At 69.8% G+C, this 16,738-nt stretch carries 15 protein-coding genes; 7 read left to right on the forward strand and 8 right to left on the reverse strand.

Features of this window, described 5'->3' with window-relative positions; genetic code table 11:
* Positions 1-48: 48 nt before the first annotated feature.
* Both phaP and clpS read left to right on the forward strand, forming a co-directional pair.
* The gene (phaP, locus tag J3A66_RS12570; protein WP_245337050.1) at positions 49-957 is read left to right on the forward strand and encodes a phasin family protein; all 909 of its coding nucleotides are present in this window, start codon (positions 49-51) and stop codon (positions 955-957) included.
* A 238-nt stretch (positions 958-1,195) separates the two neighbouring features.
* A complete protein-coding gene (clpS, locus tag J3A66_RS12575) occupies positions 1,196-1,582 on the forward strand; it encodes an ATP-dependent Clp protease adapter ClpS (protein WP_245337051.1) in 387 nt (128 codons plus the stop codon).
* Positions 1,583-1,636: 54 nt separating this feature from the next.
* Here the strand turns inward: clpS and J3A66_RS12580 are convergent, their stop codons facing one another.
* Positions 1,637-2,425 carry a Crp/Fnr family transcriptional regulator gene (locus J3A66_RS12580; RefSeq protein ID WP_081874263.1) on the reverse strand — a complete coding sequence of 263 codons (789 nt, stop codon included), beginning with the start codon at positions 2,423-2,425 and terminating at the stop codon, positions 1,637-1,639.
* Positions 2,426-2,546: 121 nt separating this feature from the next.
* On the opposite strand from J3A66_RS12580, the gene murA reads away from it, so the two are divergent.
* Positions 2,547-3,830, forward strand: a complete 1,284-nt coding sequence (gene murA, locus J3A66_RS12585; RefSeq protein ID WP_031440515.1) for a UDP-N-acetylglucosamine 1-carboxyvinyltransferase — start codon at positions 2,547-2,549, stop codon at positions 3,828-3,830.
* 108 nt (positions 3,831-3,938) lie between these two features.
* On the opposite strand, the gene J3A66_RS12590 is transcribed toward murA, so the two are convergent.
* The 6 genes from J3A66_RS12590 to lgt form a co-directional block, all read right to left on the reverse strand.
* Complete coding sequence (locus J3A66_RS12590; RefSeq protein WP_031440516.1) at positions 3,939-4,457, reverse strand: phosphoribosyltransferase domain-containing protein; 519 nt, start codon at positions 4,455-4,457, stop codon at positions 3,939-3,941.
* 193 nt (positions 4,458-4,650) lie between these two features.
* Entirely contained in the window at positions 4,651-5,967 is a 1,317-nt protein-coding gene (locus tag J3A66_RS12595; RefSeq protein WP_056407434.1) for a cystathionine gamma-synthase family protein, read from the reverse strand.
* A 103-nt stretch (positions 5,968-6,070) separates the two neighbouring features.
* Complete coding sequence (gene pgeF / locus J3A66_RS12600; protein WP_209569174.1) at positions 6,071-6,841, reverse strand: peptidoglycan editing factor PgeF; 771 nt, start codon at positions 6,839-6,841, stop codon at positions 6,071-6,073.
* A 311-nt stretch (positions 6,842-7,152) separates the two neighbouring features.
* The gene (locus J3A66_RS12605) at positions 7,153-7,662 is read right to left on the reverse strand and encodes a GNAT family N-acetyltransferase (RefSeq protein WP_209569176.1); all 510 of its coding nucleotides are present in this window, start codon (positions 7,660-7,662) and stop codon (positions 7,153-7,155) included.
* Complete coding sequence (locus J3A66_RS12610; RefSeq protein ID WP_209570495.1) at positions 7,659-8,711, reverse strand: SAM-dependent methyltransferase; 1,053 nt, start codon at positions 8,709-8,711, stop codon at positions 7,659-7,661. Before J3A66_RS12610 ends, J3A66_RS12605 begins: the two co-directional genes overlap by 4 nt.
* A gap of 141 nt (positions 8,712-8,852) precedes the next feature.
* Positions 8,853-9,698: a prolipoprotein diacylglyceryl transferase gene (lgt, locus tag J3A66_RS12615; protein ID WP_348634087.1), complete on the reverse strand. Its 846-nt coding sequence runs from the start codon at positions 9,696-9,698 to the stop codon at positions 8,853-8,855.
* Positions 9,699-9,855: 157 nt separating this feature from the next.
* Here lgt and J3A66_RS12620 point away from each other — a divergent pair, with 157 nt between their 5' ends.
* The 4 genes from J3A66_RS12620 (at position 9,856) to phbB (ending at position 15,784) form a co-directional block, all read left to right on the forward strand.
* Positions 9,856-11,544, forward strand: coding sequence for a class I adenylate-forming enzyme family protein (locus J3A66_RS12620; RefSeq protein WP_209569180.1), 1,689 nt, complete (start codon positions 9,856-9,858; stop codon positions 11,542-11,544).
* 286 nt (positions 11,545-11,830) lie between these two features.
* On the forward strand, positions 11,831-14,023 hold the full coding sequence (locus tag J3A66_RS12625) for a molybdopterin cofactor-binding domain-containing protein (RefSeq protein WP_209569182.1): 2,193 nt from the start codon (positions 11,831-11,833) through the stop codon (positions 14,021-14,023).
* Positions 14,020-15,027, forward strand: coding sequence for a ferrochelatase (gene hemH / locus J3A66_RS12630; RefSeq protein WP_209569183.1), 1,008 nt, complete (start codon positions 14,020-14,022; stop codon positions 15,025-15,027). Before J3A66_RS12625 ends, hemH begins: the two co-directional genes overlap by 4 nt.
* 34 nt (positions 15,028-15,061) lie before the next feature.
* Positions 15,062-15,784, forward strand: coding sequence for an acetoacetyl-CoA reductase (gene phbB / locus J3A66_RS12635; protein WP_031439092.1), 723 nt, complete (start codon positions 15,062-15,064; stop codon positions 15,782-15,784).
* A 148-nt stretch (positions 15,785-15,932) separates the two neighbouring features.
* Here the strand turns inward: phbB and J3A66_RS12640 are convergent, their stop codons facing one another.
* On the reverse strand, positions 15,933-16,247 hold the full coding sequence (locus J3A66_RS12640; protein WP_209569185.1) for a hypothetical protein: 315 nt from the start codon (positions 16,245-16,247) through the stop codon (positions 15,933-15,935).
* Positions 16,248-16,738 lie beyond the last annotated feature (491 nt).

Here is a 16,738-nt window from a genome sequence, read left to right on the forward strand (position 1 = left end):
CAACTGTGATATATTGCGACGCAACACGATAAGGCGGGGGCAGATGTGATGCGGGGGTCTGGTTCGAAGTCGGGCGATCGCGGGACGGTCAAATCCGTCGCGCCGGCGCGAGCCAAGCGAGTCGCCAAGCCCGTCGCGTTGCCCCCGGCCGAGATGGTCGCGGCGGTTGAGACGGCCCCGGTCGCGGAGCCTACCCCGATCGTCGAGCCGGCTCCGGCAGCCGTGCAAGCCCTCGAAATCGCACCGCCCGAGACCGCGCCCGTCGCGCCTCCCGAGACTGTGCCCGAGATGGCTGTCGCCGCGGTCGAGGGGGCGGCGGGGATTGCTGCGGCGGACATCGCCGCGCAGCCCGTGAGCCTTGACGAGCCGCAGCCCGCCGCGTCCGACGACGCGCAGCCTGTGAGCACCGACGAGGTGCCGCCCGCCGTGACCGGCGTCGCGGTGCCGCTTGCAACACCCGTTTCGACACCAGCAGACATCGTCGTTCCCGTCGGAGCGGCGCGTACAGGAAAGGATGGCATGATGAATTTCGACACCGGCACGATCGAAAAGACCCAGGCAATGTTCGCCGACCTCTCGACCCGCGCGAAGGGCGCGATGGAGAAGAGCGCGGCTGCGTTCGAGGACGCCAATGCGTTCGCCAAGGGCAATATCGAGGCGATCGTCGAATCGTCGAAGATCGCCGCCAAGGGCGCCGAGACGCTGGGGCATGAGGTTTCGGCCTATGCCAAGGCGTCGTTCGAGGGCGCGACCGAGGCAATGAAGACGCTCGCCGCGGCCAAGTCGCCGACCGAGTTCATGAAGCTGCAGGGCGATTACATGCGCACCGCGTTCGACACGCTGATCGCGGACAGCGCGCGTTCGACCGAGATGATGATGAAGATGGCGGGCGAGATCACGCAGCCTCTGTCCAACCGGGTCGCACTGGCGACCGAGAAGCTGAAGATCGCGAACTGAGCCGGCGACCGGGGTCGGCGCCACGCGCGCCGTCCCCGGCCGGACGCGAGACGGGAGGGGCAGGCAGGGGATCCCCTGCCTGCCCCTTTTGCGTGGCGCTTCTGGCGGGCGCTTGTGACGGGCCCTTTTGCCGGGCCTCATAGGTTGCCCTTTTAGCGGGCGGGGCTTGCTCTTCGACCATCAGGTGCCATATTTTCACGTCATGGCGCTGACACCGAAAATACTGGTTCCGATGACGATGACCGAGCGACGCTATAGCCGTGCTGAAGACGGGATCCGTGCCGAAGACGGGAATTCCGACGGCAACGGGGATTCCGGCGGCAACGACCGGGGCAATGTCGGCATCGCGACCAAGACGCGGTCGCGCACCAAGCAGCCGACGCCGTACCGGGTGCTGATGCTCAACGACGACTACACGCCGATGGAATTCGTCGTGCTGTGCCTGCAGCGCTTCTTCCGCATGGACATGGAGGCGGCGACGCGGGTGATGCTGCACGTCCACCAGAAGGGCGTCGGCGTGTGCGGGACGTTCAGCTACGAGGTCGCCGAGACCAAGGTCAGCCAGGTGATGGATTTCGCGCAGCAGAACCAGCACCCGCTGCAGTGCACGCTCGAAAAGGCGTGATCGCGCGGCTTTGAGCGCGCGTCGGGCGCTGGGCCCCCCGCCGGGCCAGGGCGTTCAGCGCGCGGGCGGGAGCCAGCGCAGGTCGAGACCGTCGAACCGGTTCACATAATTGGCGGCGCGCAGCAGCGCGGTCTCGTCGGTGAACGACACGCGGCCAGCACCACGCGCGATCAGCCCGTCCTCCTCGAGCTGGCGGAGCATGCGGTTGACATGAACCGCGGTCAGCCCGGTCGCGTCGCCAATCTCCTCCTGCGTCAGCGGGAGTGCAAAGTCGGTGGTCGCGGCCTGTCCGGTCAGCCGGATGCGGTTGCGGATCTCGAGCAGCAGCGCGGCGACGCGGACCTTGGCGGAGGTGCGGCCGAGCGCGGCGAGCCGGTCGGTCAGCGCGACCTTTTCCATCTGGTTCATCACCATGATGACCGCGGCGAGCCGCGGATGTTCGGTCAGCAGCCCGGCCATCAGCGTCCGGTCGAACGGGCAGACGGTCAGGTCGGTCATCGCGACGATCGTCTCGGGCGAGTCGCGATAGACCAAAGCCGAGACCGCGAGCATGTCGCCGGGAAACAGGAAGCGCAGGATCTGGCGGCTGCCGTCGTCGAGCAGGACATAGCTCATCGCCATGCCGCGCTGGAGGATGAAGAGCTCGGCCATCGGGTCGTGCTCGCGCAGCAGGATCGTGCCGCGGCGCAGGTCGCGCGGGCGCTCCTCGAGGCGCGTCAGTGCCGTCGTCTCGCTCTCGGTCAAGGTGATGTAATCGCCGAGACGTTCGGCGAAGCAGCTGTGCGGCACTGTGATCGGCTCCCCGTCGTTGCTCCACAGAGCAAACCCCCCGATTTTACGCATTAAAGTCGATCAATAGGGCCGGTATGAGCCGCATTTGGTTGACCGCCAAGCGCGCCTGCGGAGGCAGGCCCGCCACGCGGCCGGGCTTGCGCGGATCGTGCGGGGCGATAGACAGCCGGGGATGGACCGTATTCTCATTCGCGGCGGCAACCGCCTGACCGGGCGCCTGCCCATTTCCGGCGCGAAGAACGCCGCGCTCACGCTGATGCCCTGCGCATTGCTGACCGAGGAGCCGCTGACGCTGCGCAACCTGCCGCGGCTGGCCGACGTCGACGGGTTCGGGCATCTGCTCAACCAGCTGGGCGCGTCGACCGCGATCCAGGGGACGCGCCCTGAGGATTTCGGGCGGGTGATGACGATCCGCGCGGGCAACCTGACCTCGACCGAGGCGCCCTACGACATCGTGCGGAAGATGCGTGCGTCGATCCTCGTGCTCGGGCCGCTGCTCGGGCGCGGCGGCGAGGCGACGGTATCGCTGCCCGGCGGCTGCGCGATCGGCAACCGGCCGATCGACCTGCATCTGCGCGCGCTCGAGGCGATCGGCGCCGAGCTGGAGATGGCGGCGGGCTATGTAAAGGCGACCGCGCCCGGCGGACGGCTGACGGGGGGACGCTACCGCTTCCCGATCGTGTCGGTCGGCGCGACCGAGAATGTCGTGATGGCGGCGGTGCTCGCGCGCGGGACCAGCGTGATCGAGAATGCGGCGCGCGAACCCGAGATCGTCGACCTGTGCCGCTGCCTCGTCGCGATGGGCGCGTCGATCGACGGGATCGGCACCGAGACGCTGACGATCGAGGGCCGCGACCGGCTGCACGGCGCGACCTATGCGGTGATGCCCGACCGGATCGAGGCGGGCAGCTATGCCTGCGCCGCGGCGATCACCGGCGGCGACCTCGAGCTGACCGGCGTGACCGCGTCGGACATGGGCGCGACGCTCGACGCGCTGGTCGAGGCGGGGGTGAGCGTCACCCCGACCAAGGACGGCATCCGCGTCGCGTCGGACGGGCATCTCCAGCCGCTGACGCTGTCGACCGCGCCCTATCCGGGGTTTGCGACCGACATGCAGGCGCAGTTCATGGCGATGCTGTGCAAGGCGGACGGCGCGAGCGTGCTGACCGAGACGATCTTCGAGAACCGCTACATGCACGTGCCCGAGCTGGCGCGGATGGGCGCGGACATCCAGGTGCGTGGCCGCACCGCGGTGGTGCGCGGCGTCGACAAGCTGGTCGGCGCGCCGGTGATGGCGACCGACCTGCGCGCATCGATGAGCCTGATTTTGGCGGGGCTCGCGGCGGATGGGGAGACGTCGGTCGGGCGGGTGTATCATCTCGACCGGGGGTATGAGCGGCTCGAGGAGAAGCTGAGCGCGGTTGGTGCGGATATCGAGCGGGCCAGCGACGGGTGAGGCTCTTTCCGCCGTCATCCTGACGAAAGTCAGGATCCAGAGCCGTGAAGCGCGGCGCCTGTAACTCTGGATCCTGACTTTCGTCAGGATGACGGGAAGGGGCGCGCGTCAGGCGATGCGGTCGGGGACTTCGGCGGCGTCGTGTTCGATCGTGGTGGCGGGGGCGACGGCTTCCCAGGGGAAGACGAACCAGTCCTTGGTGTCGCGGCGGTCGATCGTGCGCGCGGTGTAGTCGATGCGTTCGGCGGAGCTGAGATTGTCGATCAACGTCGCGAAGCGGATCGCGCCGGGGGTCGCGCCCGCGGCGGCGAGCGCGGTGCGCAGATGCGTGATCGTGCGGCCGGAATCGTTGATGTCGTCGAGGAAGAGCAGGCGTTCGCCCGACTGGGTGCGCGCGGCGAGCTTGACGAGCGGCTGGTCGGCGAAATCCTCGACCTGGCTCGAATAGTCGACCGAGAGCGTCGGGAGGCCGATCGCGTGGCTGAGGAAGACCGCGGGGACGAGGCCGCCGCGGCCGATGCCGATGATGAAATCGGGGGTCCAGTCGGCGTCCGCGCGCAGCTGTGCGGCGAGGGTGTGGATCGCGGCGACGAAGTCGTCCTGCGGGATGGGGGTGAAGATCGGCATCCGTTGCGCTTTAACGGGTGGGGGGCGCTGGGGCCAGCCGGTGTTCGGTGGGGGCGGGTTTGCCGGGCTCTGGGTCCTGACGTTCGTCAGGATGACGGGAGTGGGAGAAGGCGGGGCGCCCGGTCCGGGTGTTTCCCCGCGAAGGCGGGGACCCAGTCTGGGCTCCCGCCTTCGCGGGAGAACAAGGTTAGGCTCAGATCGCTTCGAGCGCTTGCGTGAAGTCGGCGATCAGGTCGTCGGCATCCTCGACGCCGATCGAGATGCGCACCAGATTGTCGGTGATGCCCAAAGCCTGCTTGCGCGCGTCGGGGACCGAGAGGTGCGTCATGCCGGCGGGGTGGCTGGCGAGCGTTTCGGTGCCGCCGAGCGAGACCGCGAGTTTCGCGATCTTGAGCGCGTCGAGGAAGGCGAAGCTCTCGCGCTCGCCGCCCTTGAGGTAGAGCGAGAAGGTCGAACCGCCGCCGGTGCAGTGGCGGCGATAGATGTCGGCCTGACGCTCGGCGCCGGGTTCGTCGGCGAGGAAGCCGAGATAGCCGACGCGCTCGACCTTGGGGTGATGACGCAGATAGGCGCAGACCTTGGCGGCATTCTCGCCCGCGCGGCTCATGCGGAGCTCGAGCGTCTCGAGGCTGCGCAGGAGCATCCAGGCGGTGTTGGGATCGGTGATCGTGCCGATCGTGTTGCGCATCGTCCGGATCGTGTTGATGTGCGCCTTCGTCCCGAGCACGCCGCCCGCGACGAGATCGGAATGCCCGCCGACATATTTGGTCAGCGAATAGACGACGATGTCCGCGCCGTGCTTGAGCGGCTGGAACCAGAGCGGGCCCAGGAAGGTGTTGTCGATCGCGATCGGCGGCTTTTCGTCACCGAATATCGCGTCGCGGCTGGCGGCGACCGCCTCGACATCGACCAGCGCGTTGGTCGGGTTGGCGGGGCTTTCGAGATAGATCAGCGCGACATTGCCGGTCGCGGCCTCGGTCATCACCGCGTCGATCTCCTCGCGCGTGGCGCCGGCGGGGAAGTCGAGCCACTTGACCCCGAACTTGCCGAGCACGCGGCCGATCAGCGTCTCGGTCGCGGCGTAGAGCGGCCCCGAATGGACGATCGTATCGCCGGGCTTGACCATTGCGAGGAAGAGCGTGGCGATCGCGGACATGCCGGACGAGAAGGCGAGCGCGTCCTCCGCCTCTTCCCAGACGCCGAGGCGATCCTCGAGGATCTCCTGGTTGGGGCCGTTGAAGCGCGAATAGACGAGGCCCTCGGCACCGCCCGGACGCTTGCCGGTGACGCCCTCGAAATGGCGCTTGCCCGCGGCGGCATTGGGGAAGACGAAGGTCGAGGTGAGGAAGATCGGGGGCTTGAGCGAGCCTTCGGACAGCGACGGGTCGTAACCATGGCCCATCATCAGCGTCGAGGGTTTCAGCTTGCGGCCGCCGATCTTCTCGACCTCGGGCTTGGGGGCGACGCGCGCGGCGACGCCGGTGAGGTCGGCTTCGGTCTCGGCGGGCATGCCGGTGGGGGTCGGGGTATCGGACATTCTGGGCTCCTGCATGACCCGTCTGGTGCGGGCCGATGCGGCGAGCCTAGCGATGCGCAGCCGGTTTGGGGAGGCGTCAGAGGCCGATGATACTGATCTGGCGACCATAAGTGGGTTCGCCGCGATGGGTCGCGCGGCGATAGCTGAAGAAGGCGTCGTCTTCGGTGTAGGTGTCGCGGCCGAGCGCCTCGACCCGGCCGACCCCCGCGGCGGCGAGGCGGTTGACGACATAGGCCTCGAGATCGAACTGGTAATGGTCGGTGCGGGCATCCGCGAAGAAGCGTTCGTTCTCGGGATCGGCCTCGCAGAAGCGGCGGAGGAAGCCGGTGTCGACCTCGTAGCTGGCGCGCGCGATGCACGGGCCGACCGCGGCGACGATCCGGTCGCGGCGCGCGCCGATCGCCTCCATCGCGAGCAGGGTCGCATCGGTGACGCCGCCGAGCGCGCCCTGCCAGCCGGCATGCGCGGCGCCGACGATCCCCGCCTCGCTGTCGGCGAACAGGACGGGCGCGCAGTCCGCGGTCAGGATGCCGAGCGCGAGCCCGGGGCGGTCGGTGACGAGCGCATCGGCGCGCGGGCGGAATGTGTCGTCGACGGGGGCGGTGATCGTCACCGCCTCGGCGGAGTGGATCTGGTAGAGGCCGATAAGCTGTGCGCCGGGGAGGACGGCGTCGGTCGCGCGGCGGCGGTTTTCGGCGATCGCTGTGGGGGAATCGTCGGAGCCGGTGCCGGTGTTGAGGCTGGCGTAAGCGCCGGTCGAGATGCCGCCGGTGCGGGTGAGGAAGCCGTGGGGGATGGGGGCGAGCGATTTTGCGCGGATGGGGGTGGGGGTCTGGGCGGGGGTCATGCGCGTGGGTCCTGTCTGTCGTCGAGCACCACCCCGGCGGAGGCCGGGGCCCAGTTGGGGGACGGTTGTGACGGGGGGCGGTGTTTCATTACCGGGGACGTGCCAGCTGGGCCCCGGCCTTCGCCGGGGTGGGGGCTGGGTTGGGAGTCGGGGGCGGGGCACTGGCGTGCTGCACCACCCCGGCGGAGGCCGGGGGCCAGTTGGGGGACGGGTGTGACGGGGGGTGGCGTTTCATTACCGGGGACGTGCCAACTGGGCCCCGGCCTTCGCCGGGGTGGGGGTTGGGTGAGGTTTGGGGGCGGCGCGCCGCGTCACAGGGCCAGGCGGAGGATGCGGTCGTCGTCCGCCTTCTCGCCGACCATGAAGACGTAGCGGCCGATCTCGGTGAAGCCGTAGCGCTGGTAGAAGCGGTGGGCGCGGTGGTTGTCGACATAGACGCTGAGGATCATCTCGGTCCGGGCGTCGGCGCGCGCGGTGGCGAGCGCCCAGTCCATCAGCGCGGGGCCGACGCCGGCGCCGTGCTGGTCGGCGCGGACGTAGAGCTGGTAGAGTTCGACCGCGGTGGCGGGCCAGTCGCCGGGGAAGGCGACCGGGCCGGTCTTGGCGAAGCCGACGATCGCACCCTCGTCGAGCGCGACATGGATGCGGAAGGCGGGGTCGCCGATCTGCGACGGCAGGCCCTGCGGCCCGAACGCCTGGTCGAGGAAGGCGGCGAGATCCTGCGGGCGGTAGAGCGTGCCGAACGTCTCGGTGAACGACGCGCGCGCCATCGCGGCGAGCGCGGGGCCGTCGGCGGGGACCGCGTCGCGGTAGGTGATCATGCGAAGGCGGCCGGGTTGGGCCAGCCGGGCGACGTGATCGCGAGCGCTTTGAAGAGCGACCCCATGTCGTCCATCAGCCGGCGGCGGTCGGCGGCGAGCGCCTCGGCGCGGTCGGGCGAGGCCTTGGCGAGCGCGGAGGTGCGCGTGTCGATGCCGAGGCCGCCGAGCAGGTCGCGCTGTGCGACGGGGCCCCAGGCGACCGCGCCATCGGCCTGCGCGGCGGCGGCGAGCGTGGTGAAATCGACATGCGCGGTCAGGTCGTGCTCGCCCGGTGCCTCGAACGGGTTGGCAAAGGCGTGCGCGCGGACCGCCTGGAGCGTGTCGCCGAGCGCGGGGCCCTCATAGCCGTAATCGATCGCGAGCAGCGCGCCGCCCTGTGCGACGAGGCGTTTCGCGAGCGTGCGGACGATGCCGACCGCGGCGGGCGCGGTCTCAAGGATCGATCCGGCGGGGGCGTCGCGGAAGGGTTCGGGGATGACGGCGTCGGGAAGCGGCTTGCCCGCGATCGGGAGGAACAGCAGGTCCTGCGCGGCGACGAGGCGTTCGTGCCAGGCGTCCTCGCGCTTCAGCAACTGGCGGATCGGCAGCGCGTCGAAGAATTCGTTCGCGACGACGATCAGCGGGCGATCGGTCGGCAGCGTGTCGATGGCGTCGTGCCAGGTCGCGGCGGGGATGCGCTCGGCCTGCGCGGTGCGGAGCGCGGGGCTGGTCTCGACGAAATGGACGGGGGGCGTCAGGCCGGCCTTGGCCATCGCGCGCAAGGCATCGGCGGCGAGCGTGCCGCGGCCGGGGCCGAGCTCGACCCAGGCGATGTCCGGGCGGCCGGCGCGGTCCCACAGGTCGGCGCACCACAGGCCGAGGAGCTCGCCGAACATCTGGCTGATCTCGGGCGCGGTGGTGAAGTCGCCGGTCGCGCCGAGCGGGTCGCGGGTCGCGTAATAATGCGCGTTGGCGGCGGCCATGTACTGCGCGACGGGGACGGGACCGGCGAGGGTGATCGCGCGGGCGAGGCGTTCGGGGAGGGCGGTGTCGGGGGTGGTGTCAGTCATCATGTATTTCTCTACCTCCCCGGCGGAGGCCGGGGCCCGGTTGGGAGGGCGATGTCACGACGCGCGCCGCCCGTCACGAGGGACGTTCCAACTGGGCCCCGGCCTTCGCCGGGGTGGGGATGAGGGTGAGGGTGGTGTCCGTTACGCGACGCTCTGCGAGCCGGCGATGGATTCGACGCGGGTGCGGCGTTTGGCGGCGGTGAGGATCAGGTAGAGGCCGCCGAGGATCATCGGCACGCAGAGCCACTGGCCCATGTGGAGCCCGGTCTTCTCGGCAAAGGCGCGCAGCTGCGAATCGGGTTCGCGGAAGAATTCGACGGTGAAGCGCGCGAGGCCGTAGCCGAGCACGAACAGGCCGACGAGCTTGCCCGGATCATAGCGCGCCTTGGTCTTCCAGAAGGCGAACCAGAGGAGCGCGAACAGTGCGAGCCCCTCGAGCCCCGCCTCGTAGAGCTGGCTCGGGTGGCGGGCGGGTTCGATCATGCCGAAGGGGACGGTGCGCGCGAAGACGATGCCCCAGGCGACGTCGGTCGGCTTGCCCCAGAGCTCGCCGTTGACGAAGTTGGCGAGCCGCCCGAAGAACAGCCCGAACGGCACGCAGCAGGCGATATAGTCGTGGACGCGCAGCCAGTTGAGCTTGTGCTTGCGCGCGAACAGGATCAGCCCGAGCGACACGCCGATCACGCCGCCGTGGAACGACATGCCGCCGTCCCAGAGCCGGAGGATGCGCAACGGTCGCAGGATCATCTCGGGCGCGTAGAACAGCACATAGCCGAGCCGCCCGCCGAGGATGATGCCGAGCGTCGCGTAGAAGACGAGGTCGTCGGCATGACGCCTGGCCATCGGTGCGCCGGGCTGGGCAAGCAGCTTCAGCAGATACCACCAGCCGAGCAGGATCCCGCCGATATAGGCAAGGCTGTACCAGCGCAGCGTGAAGAAGCCGATCGAGAAGACGTCGGGGTGGAGCCCCAGGTCCTCGAACCGGATATGTTGGCCCGTAGCGGGGCTAGGCAGGCCACCGGCTACGGCGGCTAAGGTCGACAGGATCAATGGCTTTTCCCCACGCGTTCGCGCCTGCATAATGAGCGGTGACGATAAGACCAAGGCGATAAGACCGGGGCCATAAGTCCAGAGGGAGAGTGAGATGCGGACCGAGCTAGACGCGGCGATGGATTCGACGATGGCGGCGCTGACCGCGCCCGGGGGGATGCTCGGGCTCGGATCGATCGAGCGGTTCGGCGTGACGCTGCCGACGATCGCGGTCGCGCCGCCCGCGCTCAACGCCTATTTCGCGCATTATGCCGGCGAGCACCGCGACCAGGTGTTCCTTGTCGCGGGCGACGAGCGGCTGACGTTCGCCGAGGTCGAGGACGCCGCCGAGCGCGTCGCCTGCGCGCTGGTGTCCGCGCACGGCATCCAGCGCGGCGACCGGATCGGCATCGCAATGCGCAATTCGCCGTCGTGGATCGTGCTGTACATGGGCATCATCATGGCCGGCGGGGTCGCGACCCTGCTGAACGGCTGGTGGCAGTCGGACGAGCTGGAGGCGGCGATCCGCGACGTCGACTGCAACATGGTGTTCGCCGATCCGCCGCGCGTGAAGCGGCTGGCGCAGATCGCCGGGCTGGCGACGCCGGTGATCGGGATCGACGACACCCAGCCGCTGCGAATCGCGCTCGACGTGCTGCTGAAGGAGGACCCGGTCGGCGTCGCGCTGCCGCCGCTGGGGCCCGACGACCATGCGACGATCCTGTTCACGAGCGGGTCGACCGGCCAGTCCAAGGGCGCGCTGTGCGATCATCGCGCGATCATCCAGGCGATCTTCAACTATCTGGGCCAGGCGATGATGATGCTCGGCTTCGCCACCGCGCAGGGCAACCCGCCGGTCGGCCAGCCGGTCACGCTGCTGACGATCCCGCTGTTCCACATCACCGGCGAGGTACCGGTGTTCCTGCAGAGCTTCGCGATGGGGCGCAAGCTGGTGCTGATGCCCAAATGGGATGCGCGCGAGGCGATGCGGCTGATCGAGGCGGAGGGCGTGACCTATTTCGTCGGCGTGCCGCTGATGAGCTTCGAGATCCTCAACCACCCCGATCGCGGCGATTACGACCTGTCGACGGTGACCGATTTCGCCGCGGGCGGCGCGCCGCGGCCGGTCGAGCATGTCCGGCGGCTGGGCGAGGAGATGGGCGGCAGCGCGCCGCTGATCGGTTACGGGCTGACCGAGACCAATGCGGTGGGGACGGGCAACTGGCGGAGCAATTATATTGCCAAGCCCAATTCGGCGGGGCGGGCGAGCGCGCCGCTGGTCGATCTGGCGATCCTCGACGATGACGGCCGCAAGCTAGACGTCGGCGTGCGCGGCGAGGTGGGCATCCGCAGCGTGTGCAACTTCAAGGAATATTGGAACCGGCCCGAGGCGACCGCGGCGGCGTTCACCGCGGACGGCTATTTCCGGACGGGGGATATCGGGTTTCTCGACGAGGACGGCTATCTGTTCATCGTCGACCGCAAGAAGGACATCATCATCCGCGGCGGCGAGAATATCTCGTGCCAGGAGGTCGAGGCGGCGCTGTACCAGAACCCCGCGGTGGCGGAGGCGGCGGTGTTCGGGCTGGCGGACGAGCGGTTCGGCGAGGTGCCGGGCGCGGTGGTGGTGCTGCAGGAGGGCGAGACGCTGACGCCCGACGATCTGTGCGCGTTCCTCCACCAGCATATCGCGGCGTTCAAGGTGCCGCAGCGGGTCTGGATCGCCGACGTGCCGCTGCCGCGGCTGGGGACGGAGAAGATCGACAAGGTGACGATCCGGGAGCGGTATCGGGGGATGGTCTGAGGGGGGTGCCTTCGGCCGGCGGGGCGTCGGCCGGGGGTGGCGTTCGGGGCTCTGGATCCTGACTTTCGTCAGGATGACGGGGTGTGGGGGCGTGCGCGTGCTTCACTTCTTCTCGTCATCCTGACGAAAGTCAGGATCCAGAGCCAAGCAGCGTTGCGTCCTGTTACCCTGGGTCCCGACTTTCGTCGGGATGACGGAAGGGGGGATGACGGAAGGGGCGCGGTCCCCCTCATCCGGCGGTTTGCGGCGCCTTCACCGCGGGGGGGAGACGGGGTAGGGGCGCGGGATGATCAGCAGGCGGGGGATTTTGGCGGGGGGCGGCGTGGGGATCGGGCTGGTCGTCGCCTGGGGGCTGTGGCCGCGCGACTATGCGCCGACGCTGGTGGCGGATCCGGGGGAGAGCGCGTTCGGGGCGTGGCTGAAGATCGGCAGCGACGGGCATGTCACGGTCGCGGTGCCGCAGGCCGAACAGGGGCAGGGCGTCTATACCGCGCTGGCGCAGATCGTCGCGGACGAGCTGGGCGCGGACTGGCGGACGGTGGGGGTCGAGCCCGCGCCGCTGAACCCGCTCTATGCCAATCCGGTCGGGCTGAACGCACTGTTCGAGGGGATGCCGGGCGTGGTTCCCGCGGCGGTGGCCGGCCCCGCGCCGATGCTGACGGCGGGATCGAGTTCGGTGCGGATGTTCGAGGCCGCGTGCCGCGATGCCGGCGCGGCGGCGCGGGTGCTGCTGTGCAAGGCGGCGGCGCGGCGCTGGGATGCGGACTGGGCGGACTGCCGGACCGAGGCGGGGTTCGTCGTCCAGGGCACGCGGCGGATCCGCTTCGCCGCGCTGGCCGAGGACGCCGCGCGCGAGACGCTGCCGGACGACCCCAATATCGGCGGCCCGGGCGCGGGGGCGCTCGCGGGGCGGTCGGTGCCGCGGATCGACACGCCCGCCAAGGTCGACGGATCCGCCAATTTCACCGGCGACGTCCGCCTGCCCGACATGGTCCATGCCGCGATCCGGCAGGGACCGGTCGGCGACAGCCGGCTGATCGGGGTCGACCGCGCCGCCGCGGACCGGGTGCGCGGCGTCCTGCAGATCGTCGAGACGCCCACTTGGGTCGCGGCGATCGCGACCACCGGCTGGGCGGCGCAGCAGGCGCTGTCCGCGATGGCACCGCGGTTCGCGACGCGGGGGCCTGTGATCGACAGCGGGACGATCGCCGCCGCGCTCGACGCCGCGTTCGAGAGGCCGGGCGCGACGATGGCGCAGAGCGGGGATATCGGCACGCTGCTCGACGGGGCGGGGGTGGTCACCGCCGCCTACCGCGTCGCGCCCGCGGTGCATGCGGCGATCGAGACGCGCAGCGCGACCGCGGCGTACCGCGACGGGATATTGGAGCTGTGGCTGCAGACTCAGGCGCCGGGGCCCGCGCGCGCGGCGGCGGCGCGCGCGGCGGGGATCGCCGAGGCGCAGGTGGTGATCCATCCGATGCCGGTCGGCGGGTCGTTCGGCGCCGCGCTGGAGCATGACGCGGCGGCGCAGGCGGCGGTGCTGGCGGTGCGGCTGAAACGCCCGGTCAGCCTGATCTGGTCGCGGGCCGAGGACCTGCTGCACGACCGCTATCGGCCCGCGGCGGCGGCGCGGCTGGCGGCGCGACTCGACGCGCGCGGGCGGATTCTTGCGTGGCGCACGGCGATCGCGGCGCCCGCGACCGGCGCGGAGATCGCGGCGCGGGTGCTGCCGGGGGTTGCGAGCCGCGCGGCGACCGCGCTGACGCGGGGCGATCCGCATGCGGTCGGCGGTGCGCTGCCCGCCTATGCGATCCCGGCGGTGGCGGTCGTGCATCATGCCGCCGAGATCGGCGTGCCGACGGGCGCGCTGCGCGGCGGCGCGCATGGCTATACCGCGTTCTTCACCGAGATGTTCGTCGACGAGCTCGCGCGGATCGCCGCGACCGAGCCGATGTCCTACCGGATCGGCATGCTCGGCGGCGGCGCAAGACTCGCGCGGTGCCTGTCGACTGCGGCGTCGCTGGGCGGGTGGAATGGCGGCGTACCCGGCAGCGGCCAGGGGATCGCGGCCCACGCCTTTCGCGGCAGTTTCATCGCGGTGCTGGCGGAAGCGCATCTCGGCGCGGACCGGCGGCCGGTGGTCGAGCGGCTGGTCGCGGCGGTCGATTGCGGGGTGCAGATCAACCCCGACCTGGTCCGCCAGCAGATCGAGGGCGGGCTGATCTTCGGGCTGGCGACCGCGCTGGGTGCGGCGACCGGCTTCACGCGCAACCTGGCCGATGCACGCGGGTTCGGCGACCTGCACCTGCCGCGGCTGGCGGACACGCCCGACATCACCGTCGAGCTGATCCGCAGCGACGAGGCGCCGGGCGGGGTCGGCGAGCTGGGCGTGCCCGCGGTCGCGCCGGCGATCGCCAACGCAATCTTCTCCGCAACGGGCTTTCGTCTGCGCGATTTGCCTTTAAGACCCTCGACATGACCCTGCCCCCCGACCATCCCGCGATTCCGAAGCCCCGGATCGGCGTCCTGCTGATGAACCTGGGGACGCCCGACGGCCCCGACGTGCGATCGGTCAAACGCTATCTCGGCGAATTCCTGTCGGATCGCCGCGTCGTCGAGATCCCGGCGATCGCGTGGCAGCCGATCCTGCGCGGCATCATCCTGAACACGCGGCCCAAGAAATCGGCGCATGCGTACAGCCAGGTGTGGCGCGAGGACGGTTCGCCACTCGCCGCGATCACGCGGTTGCAGGCGGCGGCGGTGAAGGATTCGTTCGGCCCCGACGTGATGGTCGACTGGGCGATGCGCTATGGCCGGCCGGCGATCGCCGAGCGGCTGAGCGCGATGCAGGCGGCGGGCTGCGAGCGGATCCTGCTCGCGCCGCTCTATCCGCAATATTGCGCGGCGACGACCGCGACCGCGAACGACAAGGCGTTTGCGCATCTGGCGGGGCTGCGCTGGCAGCCCGCGCTGCGCACGCTGCCGCCTTATTATGACGATCCCCTGTATATCGACGCGCTGAAGACCGATCTCGAGACGTCGCTCGCCGCGCTCGACTTCGTTCCCGATGCGATCGTCGCGAGCTTTCACGGCATGCCCAAGCGCACGCTGGAGATGGGCGATCCGTATCATTGCCACTGCCAGAAGACCGCGCGGCTGCTGAGCGCGGCGATGGGGCGCGAGCTGACGGTCGCGTTCCAGTCGCGGTTCGGGCCGCAGACATGGCTCGGGCCCGCGACCGACGAGACGCTGGTCGAACTGGCCAGGGCGGGGAAGACCAAGGTCGCGATCTTCGCCCCCGGTTTCTCGGCGGACTGTCTGGAAACGCTCGAGGAATTGTCGATTCGCGGGCGCGAGAGCTTCGAGGAGGCGGGCGGCAAGGACTTTGCCTATCTGCCGTGCCTGAACGATGGCCCTGCGGGGATCGCGATGCTCGAGCGGCTGCTCGCACGCGAGCTTGAAGGTTGGACGCGCCGCGGTTAGCCTCCGGTAAAACACGTATGGCGGGAGAGAAGGCATGGCACGCGTCGCGATCGTAACCGGGGGAACGCGTGGCATCGGCGAGGCGATCAGCCTTGCGCTGCAGAAGACCGGGCTGACCGTGGCGGCGACCTATGCGGGCAATGCCGAACGCGCCGAGGCCTTTGCCGCGCGGACGGGAATCGCGGTCTATCAGTGGGACGTCGCGGATTATGACGCGTGCCAGGCGGGCTGTGCGAAGGTCGCCGCCGACCTGGGCGATGTCGACATCGTCGTGAACAATGCGGGCATCACGCGCGACGGCACGATCCTGAAGCTGAGCTATGACGACTGGAAGGCGGTGATCGACACCAATCTGGGCGGCTGCTTCAACATGGCCAAGGCGGTGTTCCCGGGCATGCGGACGCGCAAATGGGGGCGGATCGTCAATATCGGCTCGATCAACGGGCAGGCCGGGCAATATGGTCAGGTCAATTACGCCGCGGCGAAATCGGGCATCCACGGCTTCACCAAGGCGCTGGCGCAGGAGGGCGCGCGGGCCGGGGTGACGGTCAACGCGATCGCGCCGGGCTATATCGATACCGACATGGTCGCGGCGGTGCCGGCGGACGTGCTCGAGAAGATCGTCGCGAAGATCCCGGTCGGGCGGCTGGGCCAGGCGAGCGAGATTGCGCGCGGGGTGGTGTTCCTGTGTTCGGAAGAGGGCGGGTTCGTGACCGGCTCGACGCTGAGCATCAATGGCGGGCAGCATATGTACTGACGGTTTTGGCCCGGCTGCGCGGCAGCCGGGCCCAAACCGGCACGGCCGGCGGACGGGTGAAACCCGGTCCGGCCGACGGCTTTGCCGGCGGCTTGGGTTTCTCCGGGTTGCTGGGGACGGTGGTTTTGGCTCTGGATCCTGACTTTCGTCAGGATGACGGGGTCGCTTCGGCCTCGGGGGCGAAACCGAAATAATCGTGGCGGTACGCGTCGAGCGCGGTGCCGATGCAGCGGACCGTCGGGGAGGATTGCGCGTCGCCCTGATCGTCGGCGTGCAGGGTGAAATCTGCGCTGGGGAGCTCGGTCCGGCTGGGACGGAATTTGCCGCGGACCGCGCCGCAGCGGGTGGCGATCTGCGCGACCGCGTGTGCGGTGAGGACGGGCTTTTCGGCGTGCGGCCCGGCCGCACAGCCGGCGAGTAGCGGAAGAGTCGTCAGCATGGCGAGCGCGAGGGTGCGGATCACGGGGCTCTCCGGGGTCTGGATGTCGCAGCGTAGGGCGGTCGGCGTTGCGGCGGAAGCGGGGATGCGCGGCCGGGGACTGTGGGTGGTATCCTGGATCCTGACTTTCGTCAGGATGACGGGGTTTGGTGGTGGACGTCATTCACTCTCGTCATCCTGACGAACGTCAGGACCCAGGGTCACGGGCGTTGCGGGTGGTAGCCTGGGTACCGACTTTCGTCGGGATGACGGAAGAGGGGTGTGATGACGGGGTGCCAACTGGCGTAGGCGGGCCTGCCGTCGGCAAAGCCGTCGGCCGGGTTGGCGCGGGCGCCACCCGCCGGCCGGTCAAGGGTGCGCGACTTCGCGCGACCCTCGACGAACACGAGGCCGGCCCCTGTGGGGGACCGGCCTCTGCCCTCGATACGCTACGCGAGGGAACTGGGGAAACTGGAGCAGGCCCGGAGCGGACGCCGGCTAAGCCGTCGTCGGACGGGTGGCTTGGGGCCACCCGC

It is taken from the genome of Sphingomonas sp. PvP018, assembly GCF_017876865.1.
GTDB classification, from domain to species: domain Bacteria; phylum Pseudomonadota; class Alphaproteobacteria; order Sphingomonadales; family Sphingomonadaceae; genus Sphingomonas; species Sphingomonas aerolata.